17 protein-coding genes and 1 riboswitch are annotated in these 19,762 nt (G+C 70.3%); of the genes, 5 read left to right on the top strand and 12 right to left on the bottom strand.

Annotated elements, in window-relative coordinates; all coding sequences use genetic code 11:
* Window positions 1–9: 9 nt before the first annotated feature.
* Window positions 10–145, bottom strand: a riboswitch (cyclic di-AMP (ydaO/yuaA leader).
* 138 nt (window positions 146–283) lie between these two features.
* Window positions 284–1,003, bottom strand: coding sequence for a LamG-like jellyroll fold domain-containing protein (locus ACTMTJ_RS11240; protein WP_441216091.1), 720 nt, complete (start codon window positions 1,001–1,003; stop codon window positions 284–286).
* A 129-nt stretch (window positions 1,004–1,132) separates the two neighbouring features.
* Between ACTMTJ_RS11240 and ACTMTJ_RS11235 the strand changes: the two genes are divergently transcribed.
* The gene (locus ACTMTJ_RS11235; protein ID WP_441216090.1) at window positions 1,133–3,085 is read left to right on the top strand and encodes an N-acetylmuramoyl-L-alanine amidase; all 1,953 of its coding nucleotides are present in this window, start codon (window positions 1,133–1,135) and stop codon (window positions 3,083–3,085) included.
* An 83-nt stretch (window positions 3,086–3,168) separates the two neighbouring features.
* On the opposite strand, the gene ACTMTJ_RS11230 is transcribed toward ACTMTJ_RS11235, so the two are convergent.
* From ACTMTJ_RS11230 to ACTMTJ_RS11210, 5 genes are all read right to left on the bottom strand, one after another.
* A complete protein-coding gene (locus ACTMTJ_RS11230; RefSeq protein WP_441216089.1) occupies window positions 3,169–4,185 on the bottom strand; it encodes a hemolysin family protein in 1,017 nt (338 codons plus the stop codon).
* Complete coding sequence (locus ACTMTJ_RS11225) at window positions 4,178–5,488, bottom strand: hemolysin family protein (RefSeq protein ID WP_441216325.1); 1,311 nt, start codon at window positions 5,486–5,488, stop codon at window positions 4,178–4,180. Before ACTMTJ_RS11225 ends, ACTMTJ_RS11230 begins: the two co-directional genes overlap by 8 nt.
* Window positions 5,489–5,522: 34 nt before the next feature.
* Window positions 5,523–6,086 carry a VanZ family protein gene (locus ACTMTJ_RS11220; RefSeq protein WP_441216088.1) on the bottom strand — a complete coding sequence of 188 codons (564 nt, stop codon included), beginning with the start codon at window positions 6,084–6,086 and terminating at the stop codon, window positions 5,523–5,525.
* A gap of 61 nt (window positions 6,087–6,147) precedes the next feature.
* Window positions 6,148–8,253 carry a (Fe-S)-binding protein gene (locus ACTMTJ_RS11215; protein WP_441216087.1) on the bottom strand — a complete coding sequence of 702 codons (2,106 nt, stop codon included), beginning with the start codon at window positions 8,251–8,253 and terminating at the stop codon, window positions 6,148–6,150.
* Between the two features lie 135 nt (window positions 8,254–8,388).
* Window positions 8,389–8,652: a cell division protein CrgA gene (locus tag ACTMTJ_RS11210; RefSeq protein ID WP_441216086.1), complete on the bottom strand. Its 264-nt coding sequence runs from the start codon at window positions 8,650–8,652 to the stop codon at window positions 8,389–8,391.
* Between the two features lie 130 nt (window positions 8,653–8,782).
* Between ACTMTJ_RS11210 and ACTMTJ_RS11205 the strand changes: the two genes are divergently transcribed.
* The 4 genes from ACTMTJ_RS11205 to ACTMTJ_RS11190 are packed head-to-tail and all read left to right on the top strand — an operon-like array spanning window position 8,783 to window position 11,610.
* Window positions 8,783–9,589 (top strand): DUF881 domain-containing protein, encoded by an 807-nt coding sequence (locus ACTMTJ_RS11205; RefSeq protein ID WP_441216085.1) that lies wholly within the window; start codon window positions 8,783–8,785, stop codon window positions 9,587–9,589.
* Window positions 9,586–10,671: a class E sortase gene (locus tag ACTMTJ_RS11200; protein ID WP_441216084.1), complete on the top strand. Its 1,086-nt coding sequence runs from the start codon at window positions 9,586–9,588 to the stop codon at window positions 10,669–10,671. The genes ACTMTJ_RS11205 and ACTMTJ_RS11200 overlap by 4 nt, the downstream gene beginning before the upstream one ends.
* Window positions 10,672–10,679: 8 nt before the next feature.
* Entirely contained in the window at window positions 10,680–10,958 is a 279-nt protein-coding gene (locus ACTMTJ_RS11195) for a hypothetical protein (protein ID WP_441216083.1), read from the top strand.
* A 4-nt stretch (window positions 10,959–10,962) separates the two neighbouring features.
* A complete protein-coding gene (locus tag ACTMTJ_RS11190; protein WP_441216082.1) occupies window positions 10,963–11,610 on the top strand; it encodes an aminodeoxychorismate/anthranilate synthase component II in 648 nt (215 codons plus the stop codon).
* 49 nt (window positions 11,611–11,659) lie between these two features.
* Here the strand turns inward: ACTMTJ_RS11190 and pknB are convergent, their stop codons facing one another.
* The 6 genes from pknB to ACTMTJ_RS11160 are packed head-to-tail and all read right to left on the bottom strand — an operon-like array spanning window position 11,660 to window position 19,760.
* Entirely contained in the window at window positions 11,660–13,402 is a 1,743-nt protein-coding gene (gene pknB / locus ACTMTJ_RS11185) for a Stk1 family PASTA domain-containing Ser/Thr kinase (RefSeq protein ID WP_441216081.1), read from the bottom strand.
* Window positions 13,399–14,790, bottom strand: coding sequence for a serine/threonine-protein kinase (locus ACTMTJ_RS11180; RefSeq protein WP_441216080.1), 1,392 nt, complete (start codon window positions 14,788–14,790; stop codon window positions 13,399–13,401). Before ACTMTJ_RS11180 ends, pknB begins: the two co-directional genes overlap by 4 nt.
* Window positions 14,790–16,295 (bottom strand): peptidoglycan D,D-transpeptidase FtsI family protein, encoded by a 1,506-nt coding sequence (locus ACTMTJ_RS11175; RefSeq protein WP_441216079.1) that lies wholly within the window; start codon window positions 16,293–16,295, stop codon window positions 14,790–14,792. Before ACTMTJ_RS11175 ends, ACTMTJ_RS11180 begins: the two co-directional genes overlap by 1 nt.
* On the bottom strand, window positions 16,292–17,788 hold the full coding sequence (locus tag ACTMTJ_RS11170) for an FtsW/RodA/SpoVE family cell cycle protein (protein WP_441216078.1): 1,497 nt from the start codon (window positions 17,786–17,788) through the stop codon (window positions 16,292–16,294). The genes ACTMTJ_RS11175 and ACTMTJ_RS11170 overlap by 4 nt, the downstream gene beginning before the upstream one ends.
* 35 nt (window positions 17,789–17,823) lie before the next feature.
* Window positions 17,824–19,281, bottom strand: coding sequence for a PP2C family protein-serine/threonine phosphatase (locus ACTMTJ_RS11165; protein WP_441216077.1), 1,458 nt, complete (start codon window positions 19,279–19,281; stop codon window positions 17,824–17,826).
* A complete protein-coding gene (locus ACTMTJ_RS11160) occupies window positions 19,278–19,760 on the bottom strand; it encodes an FHA domain-containing protein FhaB/FipA (protein WP_173057320.1) in 483 nt (160 codons plus the stop codon). Before ACTMTJ_RS11160 ends, ACTMTJ_RS11165 begins: the two co-directional genes overlap by 4 nt.
* Between the last annotated feature and the right edge of the window lie 2 nt (window positions 19,761–19,762).

Here is a 19,762-nt window from a genome sequence, read left to right as displayed (position 1 = left end):
GGAGCCGTTACTCCTTCTCCCTGGCCGCCTACCGGGTTAGCTGACGGGTTCGGGCGGGAGAGCGCGCCCTACCGCTTTCGCGGATTCACCCCGAGGTGCTTGGGTCCCCGGCTCGTTTCTTGGTCCGACTCGGCGGGCTGAGCCGTGGTCTCCCAGGCTGGGAGGCCGACCGCCGGCTCAACGATCCCCAAGGGTAGGAGCGGCCCAATCACCCGCGCAAGCCGTGTGGACAACCCCTTCGGTCCGTATACCGGTTGGTAGCACCGCGTGTATCGAAACGGCCTCAGTCAATGGTTAGGAACACGTCGTCGAGCAGGCCGGCGTACTGGTCGTTGTCGAAGGACACGTTCTTTCCGCCGATTCGCAGTGGCTCGGAATTCACAATGGACACATTCGGTGGCACTGTGACCGCAGCGCGTGGCACGCCATCCACGGCGATCGACAGCAGGCGACCGGAGCGGGCGCAGGCGAGCGCGTGCCACCGCCCGTCGGCCACCGTCACCGGCGCGACCACCCGGTAGATCGTGGTCTTGCTCGCCAGCACGCAGCTCGGCTGGCCCGCCTTACCGTCGACCTGGAGCTTGAGCTGGGTGACGCCGCCGGTCGAAAACCCTTTCTGCACAACGTTCGCGCCGTCGCCCGTGTCCGCCGGCGCCATCAGCACCGAGGCACCGAACCGCACGCCACGGGTGCCCGGGTTGAGCTCGGGCGCGGGCAGGCCTTCGAGGATCACGCGGGGGCAGCCGGGCGCCACGCACCGCGGCGGGAAGCGTGCCGCCCACCCGGCGCCGTGTGGCGTGTAGGCCAGCGTGCCGCGGGGGTTCAGCGGGTACCGCCCGTCAACGTCCGCGACCGGGCCGAGCCACCAGCCGTCGAACGTGTACCGCAACGACAGTGCCGGCTCGCGGTCGGCCGACGGCCGCGCGGAGGCGGCGAGGAGCAGGCTCGCGAGCCCGAAGAGGACAACCGCCAGCCGGCGCGTCGTGTGCATCTTGCGCGACATTGCTCGATTGTGGAGATTCGTGGCGAGACGGACAATCCCCCGGCCGAGGGGCCTGAAGGTTTTTTACGTAGACACGAGATCCGGCGGAATCTATTGACGACAACCACTCGACCCAGCCAGGGTTTCTCCATGCCCAACCTGACAACGCGCATCGCCCTCACCACAGCGGTGGTCGGCGCGGCGACCCTGGTGCCGGCCGTCCCCACCCTCGCGTCCAGCCCGCAGGACACCAGGCAGCAGGAGTACGCGGCCGCCGCGGCGGAGTACGGCGTGCCGGAGAGCGTCCTGCTCGCCGTGTCCTACCTGGAGTCCCGCTGGGACACCAACGCCGGCACGCCCAGCACCAGCGGCGGGTACGGCCCGATGCACCTCACCGACGCCGCGTACGTGACGTCGCTGCCGGGTGGCAACCACCACGACCACGACGGCGAGGACCCGCGCGGCGACGACAGCCGCCAAGCCCGAAACGTCGACTCGGGCGGCGTGCCGGCTCCGGCGCCCGAGGCGCTGCAAACGCTCGACCGGGCGGCGGCGATCACCGGCGCGTCCGAGGAGGCGCTGCGTTCCACCCCGGCGGCGAACATCGGCGGCGGGGCGGCGCTTCTCGCCTCGTACCAGAGAAGCATTGGTGGACCGGCGGGGAGCGTGAGTGACCCGGCGGCCTGGTACGGCGCGGTGGCCAGGTATTCCGGCGCGGACAGTGCCGACGCGGCGGCGGCCTTCGCCGACGAGGTCTTCGCGACGATCAGCGCCGGCGCGACGCGGGTGACCGACGACGGCCAGCGGGTGACGCTCGCGGCGCGCGACGTAGCCCCGGACCGCGGCTGGCTGGCCCGCCTGGGCCTGCGCAAGCTGGCCCGCCCGGACGGACTCGAATGCCCCACCGACATCTCCTGCGAGTGGATCCCGGCGCCGTACCAGGACCTGGGCGGCGGCGATTACGGCAACCACGACAAGGGCAACCGGCCGAAGCAGCAGAAGATCGAGTACATCGTCATCCACGACACCGAGGGCTACTTCAAGCCGTCGATCGACCTTGTGCTCGACCCCACGTACGTGAGCTGGCACTACACGCTCCGCTCGGTCGACGGGCACATCGCGCAGCACGTCAAGGCCAAGGACGTCGGCTGGCACGCGGGCAACTGGTACGTCAACGCGAAGGCGATCGGGCTGGAGCACGAGGGCTTCGCGGCGCAGGGCACCTGGTACACGGAGGCGATGTACCGCACGTCGGCCAAGCTGGTGCGGCACCTCGCGCTCCGGTTGGGCATCCCGCTCGACCGCAACCACATCATCGGCCACGACAACGTGCCCGGCACGATCCCCTCGACGGTCCGCGGCATGCACTGGGATCCAGGCCCGTACTGGAACTGGTCGCACTATTTCGACCTGCTGAAGGCGCCGTTCCGCACCACAGGTTGGCCGGGCAGCGGGCTCGTGACGATCGACCCGGACTTCGCCACGAACAAGCCCGCCTTCGTCGGCTGCTCCGGCGGCGCCACAGTGCCCTGCCCGCCGCGCGGCTCGTCGGCCGTCATCCTGCACACCGCGCCGGACGCGGCCGCCCCGCTGGTCAAGGACATCGGCCTGCGCCCAGGCGGCGAGAACGCCACGATGCACATCTCCGACCACGGCGCCCGCGCGTCGGCCGGGCAGACGTACGCGGTGGCCGGCCGGCAGGGCGACTGGACGGCGATCTGGTACCTGGGGCAGAAGGCGTGGTTCTACAACCCCGGCTCAGCGCCGGCGGCCAAGTGGGCCACCGGGCTGGTGGTGACGCCCAAGGCGGGCAAGGCGACGATCCCTGTGTACGGGCGCGCCTACCCCGAGCAGGCCGCCTACCCGGAGGGCGTGCCGTACCAGGCGATCACACCGTTGCAGTACACGCTCGCGGCCGGCCAGCGGTACGCCGTCGGCAACGTGCTGCCCAGCGAGTACTACCGGGCCGTGACGTTCGACGGCTCTTCACCGGGGGACTGGACGGTGATCCGCGGCGACAAGAGGTACGTGCAGATCCAGTTCGGACACCGGATCATGTTCGTCGACCTGGCCGACGTGGACGTCCGCCCGTCGTTCCTGTGAGCTTGTGATCCACCTGAGCTGCCGCGATGTCCGGTCGCGGCAGCTCGGCGCTCGGCTACGGCACGCCCCGCCGGAGGCGCCGCTCAGACCGGCGCGCGTGGGCCGACGACGGCGGTGAGGACGTCGTCGAGGGTGAGCACTCCGAGCGCGGCGCGGCCGTCGCTGACCAGGACCATGTGCCGGCGTTCGCGGCGCATGGCGAGCAGCAGCTCGGCCAGCGTCCGTTCGGGAGGCACCACGGCGAGCGGGCGCACGATCTCTTGGGGCACCGGCGCGGTCCGGCGCGGGCCCTCGTATCCGAGCACGTCCTTCACGTGCACGAAGCCGAGCACGCGCCGGGTCTCCCGGTGTACCACCGGAAAGCGCGATCGGCCGGTGCGGGTGGCGAGCACCTCCAGCGACGCCGGCGAGACGTCCTCCGAGACGGTCGTGACCTGCGCCCAGGGGCGGAGCGCGTCGGCCGCCGTGCGCTGGCCTAGTGCGAGGGCGCCGGTGATCCGGGCGTGCTCCTCGGCGTCCAGCAGGCCTTCGGTGCGCGCCTGCGACACGAGCCCGGCCAGTTCCTCGGCGGTGAAGACGGTCTTGACCGCGTCGGTGGCCTCGATCCGCCAGATCCGCAGCACTGCCCGGGACGCCCACTTCATCGCCAGCAGCAGCGGCTTGGTGGCCAGGCAGAATGCCAGCATCGCCGGCCCCAGCCACAGCGCCGACACCTCTGGGCCGGCGAGCGTGATGTTCTTCGGGACCATCTCGCCGATCACGGTGTGCAGGAAGACCACGACACCCAGAGCCAGCACGAACGCGACCGGGTGCTGCGCGCTCTCGGGCACGCCCAGCGTGTGGAACGGACCTTCCAGGAAGTGGGCTAGCGCCGGCTCCGCGATCGCCCCGAGCAGCAGTGCGCAGAGCGTGATGCCGAGCTGTGCACCGGCGATCATGAGCGGGATCTGGTTCATCGCCGACAGCGCCCACCGGGCTCGCCGGGATGTCTCCGCGAGTGGCTCGATGACCGTGCGGCGGGAGGCGATCAGCGCGAACTCGCTGCCCACGAAGAAGGCGTTGCCGAGCAGCAGCAGGACCGTGATCAGGATCTTAGTCATGGGCCGTCACCTCCGGCGCCACCACGCGCACCTGCTCGATCCGGTGCCGGTCGACTTCCACTACGGTGAACTCCCAGCCCTTCTCCTCCACCGTCTCGCCGGCCACCGGGATGTGCCCCAGCCGTGCCATGAGGAAGCCGGCGAGCGTCTCGTACGGCCCTTCGGGCAGCCGGAACCCGATCTGCTCGGCCAGCTCGTCTTCGCGGAGCAGCCCGTCGACCTGGAACGTGCGCTCGCCACCCGGCACGGTCAGCTCCACCGGCCCGGCGTCATCCACCGCGTCCGGGTCGAACTCGTCGGCGATCTCCCCGACCAGCTCCTCGACGAGGTCTTCGACGGTCACGACGCCGTCGGTGCCGCCGTACTCGTCGACCACGATCGCCAGGTCGGCGTCGGCCGCGCGGAGCGCGGCCAGCACCCCGTCAAGATCCAGGCTCTCCGGGACATAGACCGGCTCGCGGGCCACCGCGGCCACCGTCGTCGTCGACCTTCTCGCCGGGGGTACACCGAGCGCGTCCGGAACACCGACCACGCCGGTGACCAGGTCGAGGGTGTCCTCGTACACGGGGAAGCGGGTGCGTCCGGTCTCCTGGGCGGCGGCGATCAGCTCGGCCACGGTGGCGGTGCTCTTCAGGGCGACCACGTCGACGCGCGGGGTCATCGCCTCGGCGGCCCGCTTTTCGCCGAAACGGATCGTGCGCTGGAGCAGCCGCGCCGTCTCGGTGGGCAGCGCGCCGGCCCGCGCCGAGATCGCGGCCAGCAGGCCCAGCTCCTCCGGCGAACGCGCGCTCGCCAGCTCCTCCTGCGGCTCGACACCGAGCCGGCGCACGAGCCAGTTGGCCGAGTTGTTGAGCGCGCGGATCAGCCACCTGAAGACCATCGAGAAGGTGCGCATGGGCGCGGCGGTCGACAGGGCCGCCGGCATCGGGCGGGCGAGGGCGGCGTTCTTGGGTACTAGCTCGCCGAAGAGCATCGACAGCAGCGTCGCCAGCACGAGGGCGAGGACCGGGGTGACCGAGTCGGTGGAGTCGCCGGCGAGCGGGCGGATCGCCGGGGCGAAGAGCTTGGCCAGCGCGGGCTCGGCGAGGTAGCCGGTCAGCAGCGCGGTGATCGTGATGCCCAGCTGCGCGCCGGAGAGCTGGAACGACAGCTCGTGCAACGCCTTTCGCACGGTGGCGGCGCGGCGGTCGCCCGCCTCGGCGCGCTGGGCGATCTCGGCACGGTCGACGGTGACCAGCGCGAACTCGGCGGCGACGAAGAAGGCGTTGCCCGCCGTCAGCGCGGCGAAGCCGAGCAGCGGCAGGATTGTGGTCAGTAAAAGGCCGTCGATGGTCGGTTCACCTCGGCGGTGATTCTCCCACGTCAGCGCGTTGGCGGGTTGACACGCGGGTGGCGAGTACGCCGAGGAGTACGCCCAGCCCGGCGCCGATCGCGTTGTTGACCCAGTCGTAGCCGACGCACTCGCGACCCACGTGCATGACCGACTGGGCGAGCTCGATCGCGCCGGAGGAGAGCACGCCCGCGCCGGCGACGAGCGCCGTGCGCCGGGTGGCGAGCACGGCGAAGAACGTCACCGGTACGAACATCAGGATGTTGCCGACCCGCTCGCCCCGCTCGGTGGTCGATATCAGTGCGTGCCACAGCTGCCCGGGGTCGGAGAGCGCGCCGACGCAGCGGTCGACGTCCGCGACGCCGGGCACGCCGATCGGCATGTCGGGCGCGGGCGGCAAGGTGAGCGTGAGCACGGCGGCCAGGCTCAGCAAGAGACCGAGGCTGGGCCAGCGGGCCCACCCCGTTCGCTCCGCGAGTGGCCGGTGTGCCACCACGGCGACCGCCGCCAGCAGCACGAACGTAAGAGCCGGCCACGGTTGGGAGAGGAAGTCCAAGGCCCAGCCGCGCATCAGTGCCTTTCTACCGGAGGCACGCGAGGAGCCTTGGCGCTAATCCGACAGCTGGGTCCGGTTACGCGTCGGCCTTGACCGAACGGAGGAGCACGGTCGCCACGTCGACCACCTCTACCTGCTCGTTTGCTCCCTTGCCGGTTACCCCATCGTTGATCATGGTGTGGCAGAACGGGCAGCCGACGGCGATGGTGGTGGCGCCGGTGGCGAGGGCTTCCTCGACGCGTTCGGTGTTGATGCGCTTGCCGATGCGCTCTTCCATCCACATGCGGGCGCCGCCGGCGCCGCAGCAGAACGACCGCTCCTGGTTGCGGGGCATCTCGGTGAGCTCGCTGGTGGCCTGGCCCAGGACCTCACGCGGAGGCGTGAACACCCTGTTGTGCCGGCCGAGGTAGCAGGGGTCGTGGTAGGTGACCGCACCGTCCAGCGGCTGCACCGGGGTCAGCTTTCCGCCCGCGACAAGGTCGGCCAGCAGCTGAGTGTGGTGCACGACCTGCACGTTCTTCAGCCCGAGCTGCGGGTACTCGTTGGCGAGCGTGTTGAAGCAGTGCGGGCAGGACGCGACGATCTTGGTGGCCTTGGCCTCGGTGAGCGTCTCCACGTTTTGCTGGGCGAGCATCTGGAAGACGAACTCGTTGCCGATCCGCCGGGCCGGGTCGCCGGTGCAGGTCTCGCCCTCGCCCAGGATCGCGAAGTCGACGCCGGCCTCGTGCAGCAGCGTGGCGACCGCGCGGGCGGTCTTCTTGGCCCGGTCTTCGAACGCGGCGGCGCAGCCGACCCAGTACAGGTACTCGAACTCGGTGTCTCCGTCAGCCCGCTTGATCTCGAAGTCGAGGCTCTTGGTCCAGTCTTCGCGGGTGTTCGGCGGGGCGCCCCAGGGGTTGCCCTTGTTTTCCAGGTTGCGGAGCATGACGCCGGCCTCGGACGGGAACGACGACTCGATGAGCACCTGGTAGCGGCGCATGTCGACGATGTGGTCGACGTGCTCGATGTCGACCGGGCACTGCTCGACGCAGGCGCCGCAGGTGGTGCACGACCACAGCACGTCCGGATCGATCACACCCTGCTCGTCGGCTCCTCCGATCAAGGGCCGCTGCGCCTCCGCCAGGGCGAGCGCGTCCACGTTCGAGTGGTCGTCTCCGGCCAGCAGGTAAGGCGCCTTGGCGTACGCGTGGTCGCGCAGCGACAGCACGAGGAGCTTCGGGGAGAGGGGCTTGCCGGTGTTCCAGGCCGGGCACTGCGACTGGCAGCGGCCGCACTCGGTGCAGGTGGTGAAGTCGAGCAGGCCCTTCCAGGTGAACTGCTCCACGCTCGCGACGCCGAACTGGTCCTTGTCCGGGTCGGCCTCTTCGAAGTCGAGGAGCTTGCCGTTCGAGGTCATCGGCTTCAGCCCGCCGAGGCCGGAGCCGGCCGGGCGGGCGGGGTCGCGCTTGAAGAAGATGTTGAAGAACGCGGCGAACCGGTGCCAGGCCACGCCCATGGTCAGGTGGGTCGCGATGGTGATCAGCCAGACCATCGACACCACGATCTTGACCATCGCGACGATGGATAGCGCGGCCTCGGAGTCGGGCAGCACGTCGCCGAGGGCGTGCGAGACCGGGGCGGCCCAGGTCGGCCACTCCGAGTGCCCGGTCGCGGCCTTGAAGCCGCGGATCAGGAAGCCGCAGATCAGGACGGCGACGATCACCCACTCGACGAAGTAGCCCTGCCACATCGTCGAACCGGTGAACCGCGAGCGCCCCTGCGGCCGGGTGGGCCGGTTGGCGAGGCGGATGCCGATCAACACGAGGATGCCGGCCAGGCCGAACACGCCGATGATCTCTGTCGCGAGGCCGTAGACCGCCCAACCGCCGATGATCGGCAGGCCACCCTCGGGGTCGACCACCTCGAAGTACGCCTCGAGCACCAGCAGCGACAGCACGATGAACGCGACCATCACGAACCAGTGCGCCGCACCGACGACGGACCACTTGAGCATCCGCGTGTGCCCGACGGTCTCGGCCAGCATCCGCGTGAGCCGGACCGGCTTGTCGGCGAAGCGGGTCGAATCCGGCTGGCCGAGCCGGATGACCGCGAGCATCCGCCACACCGCCCGCACAGCCAACACCACCGCGACAACGGTGATCGCGGCCGCAACGGCAGTGGTCACGACCTGGACGGCGCCCATGTACGTAGCCCTCCCTGTGGAAAGGTTGTGGCATCGTCGCCACGAGAGCAGCGTACTGTGTTAGTTACCGGCCGGTAACGTGAATAAAGTCGCAGCCCAGAGCACAACCTTAGAGGTTTGGCCAGGACTTGCGGGTCACCGCCAGCGAGACAGCAGGATCAGCGAGGCGACCATCGAGCCGAAGCCGACCGCGAGATTCCAGTAACCCCAGGACTCGACCGGGTAGGCGGTCTCCGACAAGTAATAGACGACGAGCCATCCGATGCCGGCGAAGATGAGACCCACCGCGGTGATCGGCAGCCAGATCGGGCTCGGCTTTTTGGCTGCCTGCGCTGCCGACGGACGGACGTCGGTCGGCGGGGTGTAGACCTTCTTCTTCCGGACCTGAGACTTGGGCACGACGCTTACTCCTGTCAGCACTTTGGTACATAGACTAGCGCCGCTGCACCCGGCCGTCAGCCGGGCGAGGCTCGCACCTACCGCTAGAGTAGTCAAGCCGGCGCGCGGAAGCACGAGGGGGCTGAGACGGGTGGAGTACACCTCCGGCGGCGCCTCTTGGCGTGAAGCGCTGCGCACCGCCGCCTCCGGGCTCTTCTCCAGGCCCACCGGACACCGGCGTTCTCCCTGGTCGATCGGGGTGCCCCTGATCGCGATCGCGGCCGGTCTGCTCTTCACCACGAGCGCCACCACGGCCAACGGCACATCGCTGCGCGACGACCGGCGCCCCCAGCTCGCCCAGCTCATCGAAGAGCGGCGGGAGCAGGTCGACGAGAGCGACCGGCAGCGCGCCGCCTTGCTGACCCAGGTCGAGGCCGAGACGGAGGCGCTCGCCGGTTCGGACGCGCCGATCGCGGAGCAGCGCCGCCGAGGCGAGTCGAGCCGGCAGGGCGCCGGCTTCACCGCGCTGCGTGGGCCGGGCCTGACCGTCGAGCTCGACGACGCGCCCCGGCTGAGCGAGACCCGGCCGGGCAACCCCAGCAACGACGACCTCGTCGTACACCAGAGCGACGTGCAGGCCGTGGTCAACGCACTGTGGGCCGGTGGCGCCGAAGCGATGTCGATCATGGGGGTCCGGGTGATCTCCACCAGCGCGGTACGCTGCGTCGGCAACACCCTGCTGCTACATGGGCGGGTGTATTCCCCACCTTTCAAGATCACCGCGATCGGTGACTCGTCGAAGCTGCGCGGCGCCCTGGACGCCTCCGACGGCGTGCGCCTGTTTCGCGACGCCGTCGACCACTTCGGCCTCGGCTACCGGGAGACCGTGGAAGGGAGCGTGACCGTGCTGGCGTACGACGGTTCCAGCGCTCTCAGCGAGGTCGAGGTCCCGCAATGAGTCGGCACCGCGCCCCCGACGGTGAGGACCCCACGGGCGTCATACCCCGCGTGCCCGCGGACGAGCCGGCACGCGAGCGGCCCTCGCCGCGTCCCAGCCCCCGGCCGGCCGTGCCGGTTGTGCCCGGCCCTCCTCCGGGTCCCGTGGCCGGGCGGCCGCCCGCGGACGTGGCCTCGCCGCCGGCGCGCGTGTCGCTCGACCGAAACGAGACGCCCACCGCGATCATCCCGGCCGTGTCGGCGGACGCCACCGGGCTGCTCGGCGCCGTGCCACCCGCACCACCCAAGCCCGATCCGTCCACGGAGGGCGCCGCCAGCCCGCCTCCGCAGCCGCGGCGCGGCGAGCGGGTGGTAAAGCTGCGACCCGAGCAGACCGACGAGGGCTACAAGAGCGTGTACTCCGAGCTCACCCGCCCGACGATCGGCTCGCGGATCCGCACGGGAGTCCGCGGGCTCGGCGAGATCATGATTACGTTCGGCGTGATCGTGCTGCTCTTCGCCGCATACGAGGTGTGGGGCACCACCGCGGTCATCGGTTCTCACCAGGACACGCTCGACCAGCAGCTCGCCGAGCAGTGGGACCAGCCCGACCCGACCGTCGGGCCCACGCCGAGCGCCACGCCCGACGCGCTCGCCGGCCGGGCCATCGCCCGCCTGTACATCCCCAAGCTCGGCAAGCAGTGGGTCGTCGTCGAGGGTGTGACACAAAAGGACATCCGGTACGCACCCGGTCATTACCCCAGCAGTGCCGATCCCGGCGACGTCGGCAACTTCGCCGTCGCCGGACACCGCAACAGGGCGACGTTTTGGCGGCTCGACGAGGTCGACACCGGCGACGCGATCGTGGTGGAGACCAAGACCGAGTGGTTCGTCTACAAGGTGGTCCGCACCCGCATCGTCAAGCCGACGCAGGTCGAGGTCGTGGCGCCGGTGCCGGGCCGGCCCGGCGCCAAGCCCACCCAGGCCATGGTCACGCTCACCACCTGTAACCCGAAGTTCGACAACTACCAGCGCCTCATCGTCCACGGCGAGCTGGCCCGAAAGCAGGCCCGATCCGCCGGCCAGCCCGCGGAGCTGGGTTAGGGGCCAAGGTGTACGCGTGGATCTGGCGGCACCTGCCGTTTCGCCAATGGCCGGCCAAGCTGGCCACCTCACTGGTGCTCATCGCCGCGATCGGGGCACTGTTCTGGTATGTCGTCTTCCCGTGGGCCGAGCCACTGCTGCCCTTCGACGACGTGCAGGTGACCGAAGACTCCGGCGTGCCGGGCGCGCCCGCCGATCCGGGTGCGCCGGGGGTCGGCGACGAGCCCTCGACCGGAGACGAGCACGATATCCCTTACAGCACTTCAGAGCCCGCGACACCAAGGTGATGGCATGCGCGTCCTCGTGATCGACAACTACGACTCGTTCGTCTTCAATCTGGTCCAGTACCTGGGCCAGCTCGGCGCCGAGTGCGACGTGCGGCGCAACGACGAGATCGACCTGGCCGCCGTCGGCCGCTCCGGGGCCGCCGGGATCCTGCTCTCACCCGGTCCGGGTACACCCGAGCGCGCCGGCATCTGCATCGACGTCATCCGGGAGTACGGTGGCGCGCTGCCCATCTTCGGCGTGTGCCTGGGCCACCAGGCGTTCGGCGCCGCGTTCGGCGCGACCGTCGACCGGGCTCCCGAGCTGCTGCACGGCAAGACCTCGGACGTGCATCACAAGGGCGCCGGCGTACTGGCCGGCCTGCCCGACCCGTTCACGGCTACCCGCTACCACTCGCTGGCGGTCGAAGAGTCGACCCTGCCCGACGAGATCGAGGTGACCGGTCACACCGAGTCCGGCGTGGTCATGGCGATGCGCCACCGCGACCTGCCGATCGAGGGCGTTCAGTTTCACCCCGAGTCGGTGCTCACCGAGGGCGGGCACATCATGCTGGCAAACTGGCTGGCCACGTGCGGCTTGCCGAGCGCGGTCGACCGTGCGCCGGCGCTCGCCGCGGAGGTCGAGGAGCGCCGCCGGGCCGCCTTCGCCTCGTAGGCAGTTATCCACAGCCCACAGAGTTATCCACAGGCCTAATCGCCAGCGATCACGGACCCGGCGTAGCCGACACGCTCGGTGTCGGTGTGGACGGTGGCGGCGTGGTCGGCTCTTCTTCCGGCTCGGTGAAGACGGTCAGCACGACCGTCGTGCCCTTCTTCGCCTTGTCTCGCACGCTCTGCCGCTGCACGGTGCCGGCCTCACTGGCGCTCGGGGCCGGCTCGCCGTTGCGGATGTCGACGTCGAAGCCGGCCCGCCGCAACTCGTCCTCGGCGCTGTCGACTTCGTCACCCACCACGTTGGGCACCGGCACGATGTTGCCGCGGGAGATCTCGACGACCACCGTCGCGTCCTTGGCGACCTTCTTGCCGGCGTCTGGCACCTTGGTGACCTGGTCTTCCGGCGCCTCGCTGTCTACCGGCCGAAAGTCCGCCTTGAGACCGAGCTTGGCCAGCGCCGACTCAGCGGCGGCCTTGGTGTTGCCGACGAGGTTGGGCACCTCGACCTCTTGCGGACCCTGGCAGACGTTGATGACGACCTCGGTGTCGCGGTTGACCCGCTCGCCATCTGGCTGGCTCTGCTTGGCGACCGTGCCCTTTTGGCAGTCGTCGCCGTAGTAGGGGTCGCCGGTGGTGGCGACGAGGCCCGCGTTGCTCAGATTGGCCCGCGCGGTCGCCAGCTCGAGGCCGACCACGTTGGGCACGGTGGTCTGCGGTGTCTCGTTGCCCTGGTTGGAGAGGATCAGGCCGGCGATCAGGGCGATCACGGCCAGCACACCGAGCGTGCTGAGCGCGGCCAGCACCCAGGCGGACGCCTTGCGCCGGCGCGGGTCACCGACGCGGGCGGTCGGGCGGGTGACCGCGGCGTTGATCGGGCGGGTGACCGCGGTCTGGCCCATCATCGCGACGGTCTCGGCGTCGCGCAGCACCGGCGTGGCCATGACCGGCCGGCCGGCCGCTGCCCGGAGCAGGTCGGCCCGCATCTCCTGGGCGCTCTGGTAACGGTTGAGCGGGTTTTTCGCGAGCGCCTTGAGCACGATCGCGTCGATGTCGGGGTTGACCTCGGGGTTGATCTCGCTCGGCGCCCGCGGGTCTTCCCGCACGTGCTGGTACGCCACGCTCACCGGGCTGTCGCCGACGAACGGCGGGTGGCCGCAGAGCAGCTCGAAGAGCACACAACCGGCCGCGTACACGTCTGAGCGGGCGTCGACCGCCTCGCCGCGCGCCTGCTCGGGCGACAGATACTGCGCGGTGCCGATCACGGCGCTGGTCTGCGTCATCGTGGTGGCGCCGCTGGCCAGGGCCCGGGCGATGCCGAAGTCCATGACCTTGACCTGGCCGTTTTGGGTCAGCATGACGTTTCCGGGCTTGATGTCCCGGTGGATGATGCCGTGCCGGTGGCTGAACTCCAGCGCCGCGCAGATGTCGGCCGAGATCTCCAGGGCGCGCCGGGGCATCAGCCGCCCCTCGGCGGCGAGCACTTCCTTGAGGGTGCGCCCGTTGACGAACTCCATGACGATGAACGGCAGCGTCTCGCCGGTCGGCGCGATCTCCTCGCCGGTGTCGTAGACCGCGACGATGGCCGGGTGGTTGAGCGAGGCGGCGTTTTGCGCCTCCCGCCGGAAGCGCATCTGGAACGTCTGGTCACGAGCGAGGTCCGTGCGGAGCATCTTGATCGCCACGTCACGGCCGAGCCGAAGGTCGCGGCCGCGGTGGACCTCAGCCATACCGCCATAGCCGAGCAGCTCGCCGACCTGGTACCTGCCACCGAGCAGGCGGGCCTGCGCAGTCATCTCGTCTGTCGTCCTTCGCTCGTGTATGCGTCACCCGGGCGGGTTGCAGAGCCTGCCCCACCCGACGGTACGGGGCGTGCCAACGGAGCGTCCGGGCGCACCCATATCTGCAACCCGGTTGGAACCGAGCTGGCGTTGTTCTGGTTGCCCTGCTGTCCCACCAGATAGGAAATGAGGCCGGCGCACAGCAGCACCAGAACCCCGAGCACCACCGCCAGCACGATGAGGATCTGCCGGTTGGTCGAACTGTCCTCGGGCTGGGCGGGCGGGTAGCCGTAGGGCTGACCCGGCCGGGTTGGCGGCCCAGTGGTTGGGACGACCGGACGGTTGGGCGGGATGTGCGCCGCGCCGGGACGGTAACCGCCCTGCGCCGCGGGTGCTGGCCGGTACGGCTGCTGGGACACCGGTGCGGGCGGAGCCGCGACCGGGCTGGCGGGAGCCGGCGGGTACGAGGGTGAGGTGCGGGGTGGCGGCGGGGCGGGTGTACTGCCCGGCCCCGGGGACGAGGTTGGCGCTGGTGACGAGGGGTGCTGCGCGGGCGGAGAGGCGGGACGGCTCGGCGGCGCGGCGCCGAGGGTCGCCGCAGCTTGGCGGGCGACCGCCCCGAGCATCGCGGCGGTCTGGAAGCGGGCGGCCGGGTCCTTCGCCATCGACTGGTCGACGATGCGCCGGATCGCGGGCGGGATGTCGCCGGGCAGCGGACGGGCCTGCTCCCGCACGTGCTTCATGGCGATTTCGAGCGGATTGTCGCCTTCGAATGGGCGGTGACCGGAGAGGCATTGGTACGCGACCACGCCTAACGCGTAGATGTCCGACGCCGCCGTGGCGGTGCCACCCGCCGCCTGCTCGGGCGAGATGTACGACGCCGTGCCCAGCACCGATCCGGCCGCGGTGAGCTGCCCGACCATCGCGGAGCGGGCGATGCCGAAGTCGGTGAGCACCAGCGTGCCGTTGGGGCGTACGAGAAGATTGCCCGGCTTTACGTCGCGGTGGACGATGCCCTTCTCGTGGGCGGCCTGGAGCGCGTCGGCAGCCTGGGCGACCAACGCCATCGTGCGGGCCGGTGTGAGCCGGCCCACCCGGCTCAACGTGCGCGACAGGGCATCTCCCTCGACGTACTCCATGACCAGGAAAGCGATCTGCTGATCGCTGCCGTAGTCATACACGTCTACGACGCCCGGATGGTTGATGGTCGCCATCGTGCGCGCTTCGCCGCGGAAGCGCTCGGCGAAGCCGGGCTCCTCCAGCAGGGCCGGGAGCAGGATCTTCACGGCGACGGTGCGGCCGAGCACCTCGTCGGTGCCGCGCCACACATCGCCCATGCCACCACTGGCGATGCGCTCGTCGAGGCGGTAGCGACCGCCCAGCAGGACGCCGCGGCTGAGCATCAGTCGGCCCCCCGGTCGCGGATCACGGCCTGCATGATCTGCCCGCCGATCTCCGCCGCGGCGGAGCTACCGCCGGACACGCCCGCCCGCTCCAGCAGCACGCAGACCGCGGAGATCGGCTCGCCATCCTTCAGCACGAAGCCAATGAACCACCCGTGGTCGCGCTCATCATCCCCATCCTGTGCCGTTCCGGTCTTGCCGCCGACCGTGAACCCGTCGATCTGGGCCCGCTTGCCGGTGCCGTTTTCGACGACGCTGACCATCATCTGCTGTAGGTCGGCGGCGACGTCGCCGGAGATCGGGTTGTTGAGCTTCTTCGGCGAAGCCGTGCCGATCGTGCGCCGGTCCGGGCCGAGTAGCTGCTGCACCAGGTAGGGGCGCATCCGCTCGCCGCCGTTCGCGACGGTCGCCGCGATCATGGCGCCCTGGAGCGGGGTCATCCGCACGTTGTTTTGCCCGATGCCGGACTGCGCCAGCGCGGCCTTGTCTTCGCTGCCGTCCGGGTTTTGGATGTCGCCGGTGCGGCTCGCCGCCACCGGGAGCCCGCCGCCGTCGAGGTTGCCCACCTTGAGGCCGGTGTCTTCGAAGCCGAACGCCTTCGCCTTTTCCTTGAGCTTCTCCGCGCCGATCCGCTCGACCGCCAAGCGGGCGAAGCCGGTGTTGCACGAGTCGGTGAGCGCCTCGAGGAGCGTGACCTGTGCCCCGGGGCAGGTGCTGGCGACGGAGTTGCGAATCGGGGTGCCGGACGTCGGCGCCGTGTAGCTCGGACCCGCCTTGATGGAAGTCTGCGGCGTCAGACCGGCCTCCAGCGCCGCCGCGGCGTCGATCACCTTGAACGTGGAACCCGGGGGGAGCACCTCGCCGAGCGCCCGGTTTTTGAGCGGGCCCTCCTTCTCGGCGTTCAGCTTGTCGTACGCCGCCTGCGCCGCCTGCGTGTCGTGGCTGGCCAGCGGGTTGGGGTCGAAGCTCGGCATCGAGACGAGCGCTTGGATCGCGCCGGTCTTCGGGTCGAGCGCGATCGCCGCGCCGCGGGTCGAGCCCACCGGATTGTCGGCCAGGCCCTGGATCGCCGCGTCCTGGGCACGCGTCGAGAGGGTCAGCACGACGTTGCCACCGGCGGTGTCCTCGCCGGTGAACATGTCGCGGAACCGGTCGGCGAAGAGCCGGTCGCTCGTGCCGGACAGGAAGTCGTCTTCGGCCTGCTCGATGCCGGTGGCCCCGATGTTGACCGGCTTGTACCCGATGACGTGCGCGTACTTGCTCTTGAACGGGTAGGTGCGAAGGTACTTGAGCTCGCCGTCGGTGACCTTGTTTTCGGCGAGCGCCTTGCCGCCCACCTCGATCACGCCACGCGGGCGGTTGTACTCGTCGACCTGGACGCGCGCGTTGTACGGGCTCGTGCGGTAGTCGTCGGCCTTGTACGCCTGCACCCAGTTGAGGTTGGCGAAGAGCAGGCCGAAGAGGATCATCACGACCACGCCGGCGCGGCGCAGCGGAGCATTCACGACCTGATCACCTCCGTCGGGGCGCCATGCAGCTGGGCCGGAGGTCCACCACCGCCGGGGCCGCTCGCGCGACCACCGGAGGCGCCGGTGACCGGGCGGCCCGCGGCGTCGGAGATCCGTAGCAGCATCGCGATGATCAACCAGTTGGCCATCAGCGAAGAACCGCCGGCGGAGAGGAACGGCGTGGTCTGGCCGGTGAGCGGGATCAGGCCGGTGACGCCGCCGACGATCACAAACACCTGGAGGCCCAGCGTGAACGCGAGGCCGCCGGCCACCAGCTTGCCGAACGAGTCACGCACGGCCAGGCCGGCGCGGAGGCCACGCTCGACGATCAGGAGGTAGACGACCAGGAGGGCGGAGAGGCCGAAGAGGCCGATCTCCTCGCCCAGCCCGGCGAAGACGAAGTCGCTGACCGCGAGCGGGATCTTGTTGGGCTGGCCGCCGCCAGGCCCGGCGCCGAAGAGGCCGCCGGTGCCGAGGCCGAGCAGCGACTGGACCATCTGGAAGCCGTCCTCGTACGGATCGGCGAAGGGGTCCAACCAGATCTCGGCGCGCTGGTAGAAGTTGGCGAACGGCCCGCCGACGCTGGCGCCCAGCGTGTACGCAAGGAAGGCGCCGCCGAAGAAGAGCAGCAGACCGATGATCAGCCAGCTGACCCGCTCGGTCGCGACGTACAGGATCACGACGAACATGCCGAAGTAGAGCAGCGCGGTGCCCAGGTCCTTTTCGAAGACGAGGACCATGAGGCTGAGCAGCCACACCGCGACGACCGGCCCGAGGTCGCGGCCGCGCGGGAAGTCGATGCCGAGGAAACGCCGGCTCGCGAGCGAGAGCACCTCACGCTTGCGCACCAGGTAATAGGCGAAGAACGAGACAAGGGCGAGCTTGGCGAACTCACCCGGCTGGATCTGGAAGCCGCCCAGCTTGATCCACAGCTTGGCGCCGTTGATCTCGGAGAACCGCCCGGGCAGCACCGCCGGGATCATCACCAGCACGATGCCGACGAGGCCCAGCGTGTACGCGTACCGGGAGACGGCCCGGTGGTCGCGCACGATGATCAGCAGCCCGGCGGCGAGCACCACCGCGATGAGGGTCCAGGCGAGCTGCCGCCCGCCGACGCCGGAGAAGATCGGCAGGTTTGCGCGCTCGTTCGCCTCGGCGAAGGCGAGGTCGATGCGGCGCAGGAACGCCACGCCGAGGCCGTTGAGCAGGGCCACCGCGGGCACGATCGCCGGATCGGCGTACGGCGCGAGAAAGCGGATCACCACGTGCAGGGCGAGGAACACGGCCGATACCAGCGCGACCGGCACCCAGAAGTCGCTGGTGATCGTGTCTAGCGCGGTCGCCTCGACCGTCGCCGCGTAGGCGAGCACCAGCAGCATTACGAAGATCAGCAGCGCCAGCTCAGCATTGCGCCGGCCGCTCGACTCGCGGACACGGGGCATCTCACCCGTGGTAGCGGGCGTGGGTGCCGGCACTGCTGGGGCGGTCACGACTAAATCCCTGCGGTTCCTGTATCGAGGACGGGTCAGTCCGCCGCTCGGCACCCGGTCGGGTCGACCGGCGGGTCCGAGTCGGTGGGCGGGGCGTCAGGCGTGGTGGCCGGTCCCGAGCCGGCGGGTGAGCTGGTAGCGGGCGGCGTGGTGCGCGGGGCACCGGAGGCAGTGGCGGGAGTGGCCGGCGGCGGAGTAGTCGGCGACGGGCTGGCGCTCGGGCTCGTCGACGGCGTCGGGGTGGGCGGGCACGTGGGCTTCAGATTGGGGTTGGCGGGCGTGTCGGACGTCAGCTCGGCGAGCCGGCGCTGCGCGTCGGGCTCGTCGTCGGCCTGGATGCCCTGCTTGACCCGATCCTGGGCGACCACGGTGAGGTCGTCGAGCCGGGTGCCGCTGGTCTCGTGCACGCTCGAGAGGCTGAGCCCCGCGATGTGGCCCGGCACGCCGCGGAAGACGGCGAGCTGGCCCTCGTCGGTCGCGCCCACGTAGTACTGCCGCTGGGTGTAGCTCCAGCCGACCCACAGGCCGCCGCCCAGGATGGCGAGGAGGCCGGCGAGCAGCAGCGCGGTGCGGGCCGGGTGGCGGCGCGGGCGGTCGGGCTCGTCGTGGTGGCCGCCGCCGTTGGAGCCGTTGCTCGGCTCCGGCGCGGCCGCGCGGGGCACCGCCGCCTGGAGTGCCGAGGCGCGGGCCGCGGGTGTCGACTCGTCGGCCGACGTCGCCATGCCGCGGTCGCGGGCGGCGGCACCGCCGACGATCGGGGCGGCCTCCAGGATGTCCTGGTCGGTGGCGTCGGCGACGACAACGGTGATGTTGTCGGGCCCGCCGCCGCGCAGGGCGAGCTGGATGAGCCGCTCGACGCACTGCTGGGGGTCGGCGAACTCGGTCATCGTCTCCGCGATGGTCTCCGCGCTGACGACGCCGGACAGGCCGTCACTACAGATCAGGTAGCGGTCGCCGGGCAGCACCTGACGGACCGAGTACTCCGGGTCGATGTCGCGGCCGTCGAGCGCCCGGGTGAGCAGCGAGCGCTGGGGATGGCTGCTCGCCTCCTCCGGGCTGATCCGCCCCTCGTCCACCAGCATCTGGACGTACGTGTCGTCCTTGGTGATCTGGTTGAACTCGCCGTTGCGGAGCATGTAGGCCCGCGAGTCACCGATGTGGACCATCCCGATCTTGCTGCCGGAGAAGAGCACCGCGGTGAGCGTGGTGCCCATGCCCTCCAGATGGGGATTGGCGTCGACGGTGTCGCGAAGCTGCTGGTTGGCCGTGTCGACCGCGCCACGGAGGGCGTCGACCAGGGCATCGCCCGGTACGTCCTCGTCGAGGGGAGCCATCGCGGCGATGACGATGTTGCTGGCGACGTCACCGGCGGCCATGCCGCCCATGCCATCGGCAACGGCGAGCAGGCGCGGACCGGCGTAGACGGAGTCTTGGTTTCCGTCCCGGATCAGACCGCGGTCACTGTGAGCCGCATAACGCAAGGTGAGAGTCATGGCCGTAACTCAAGAGAAGTGCGGCCGATGCGGATCGGCACGCCGAGGGGTACGGGGGTTGGTCCAGTGACCTTAGCGCGATCCAGGTAGGTGCCGTTGGTCGAGCCGAGATCCTCGATAAACCACTGCCCGGCGCGGGGGACGAGCCGGGCGTGTCGAGCGGACGCATAGTCATCGGTGATCACCAGGGTGGAGTCTTCGGCTCGACCGATGGTGATCTGAGCCTCACCGAGCGTGATGCGGGTGCCGGCCAGCTGGCCGGCGGTGACCACCAGCTGATGTGCCGCGCGGCCCCGCTTCACCTTCGCCGGGCGGGAGTGCCCCGTCGACGCGCCAACCCCCCGCGGCGCGGCGACGAGGCGACTGCTCCTGGCCCCGGCGAACAGGTCCCGGCGGATGACTCCCACCACTGTGAACACGAAGATCCACAGCAGGATGAGGAAGCCGAACCGGGCAACGGTGAGGACGAACTCAGGCAACG

Source organism: Phytohabitans sp. LJ34 (assembly GCF_052068095.1).
GTDB lineage: Bacteria > Actinomycetota > Actinomycetes > Mycobacteriales > Micromonosporaceae > Phytohabitans.
The sequence above is the reverse complement of the archived record's forward strand: the minus strand, read 5'-3'. Positions and strand labels throughout refer to the sequence as shown.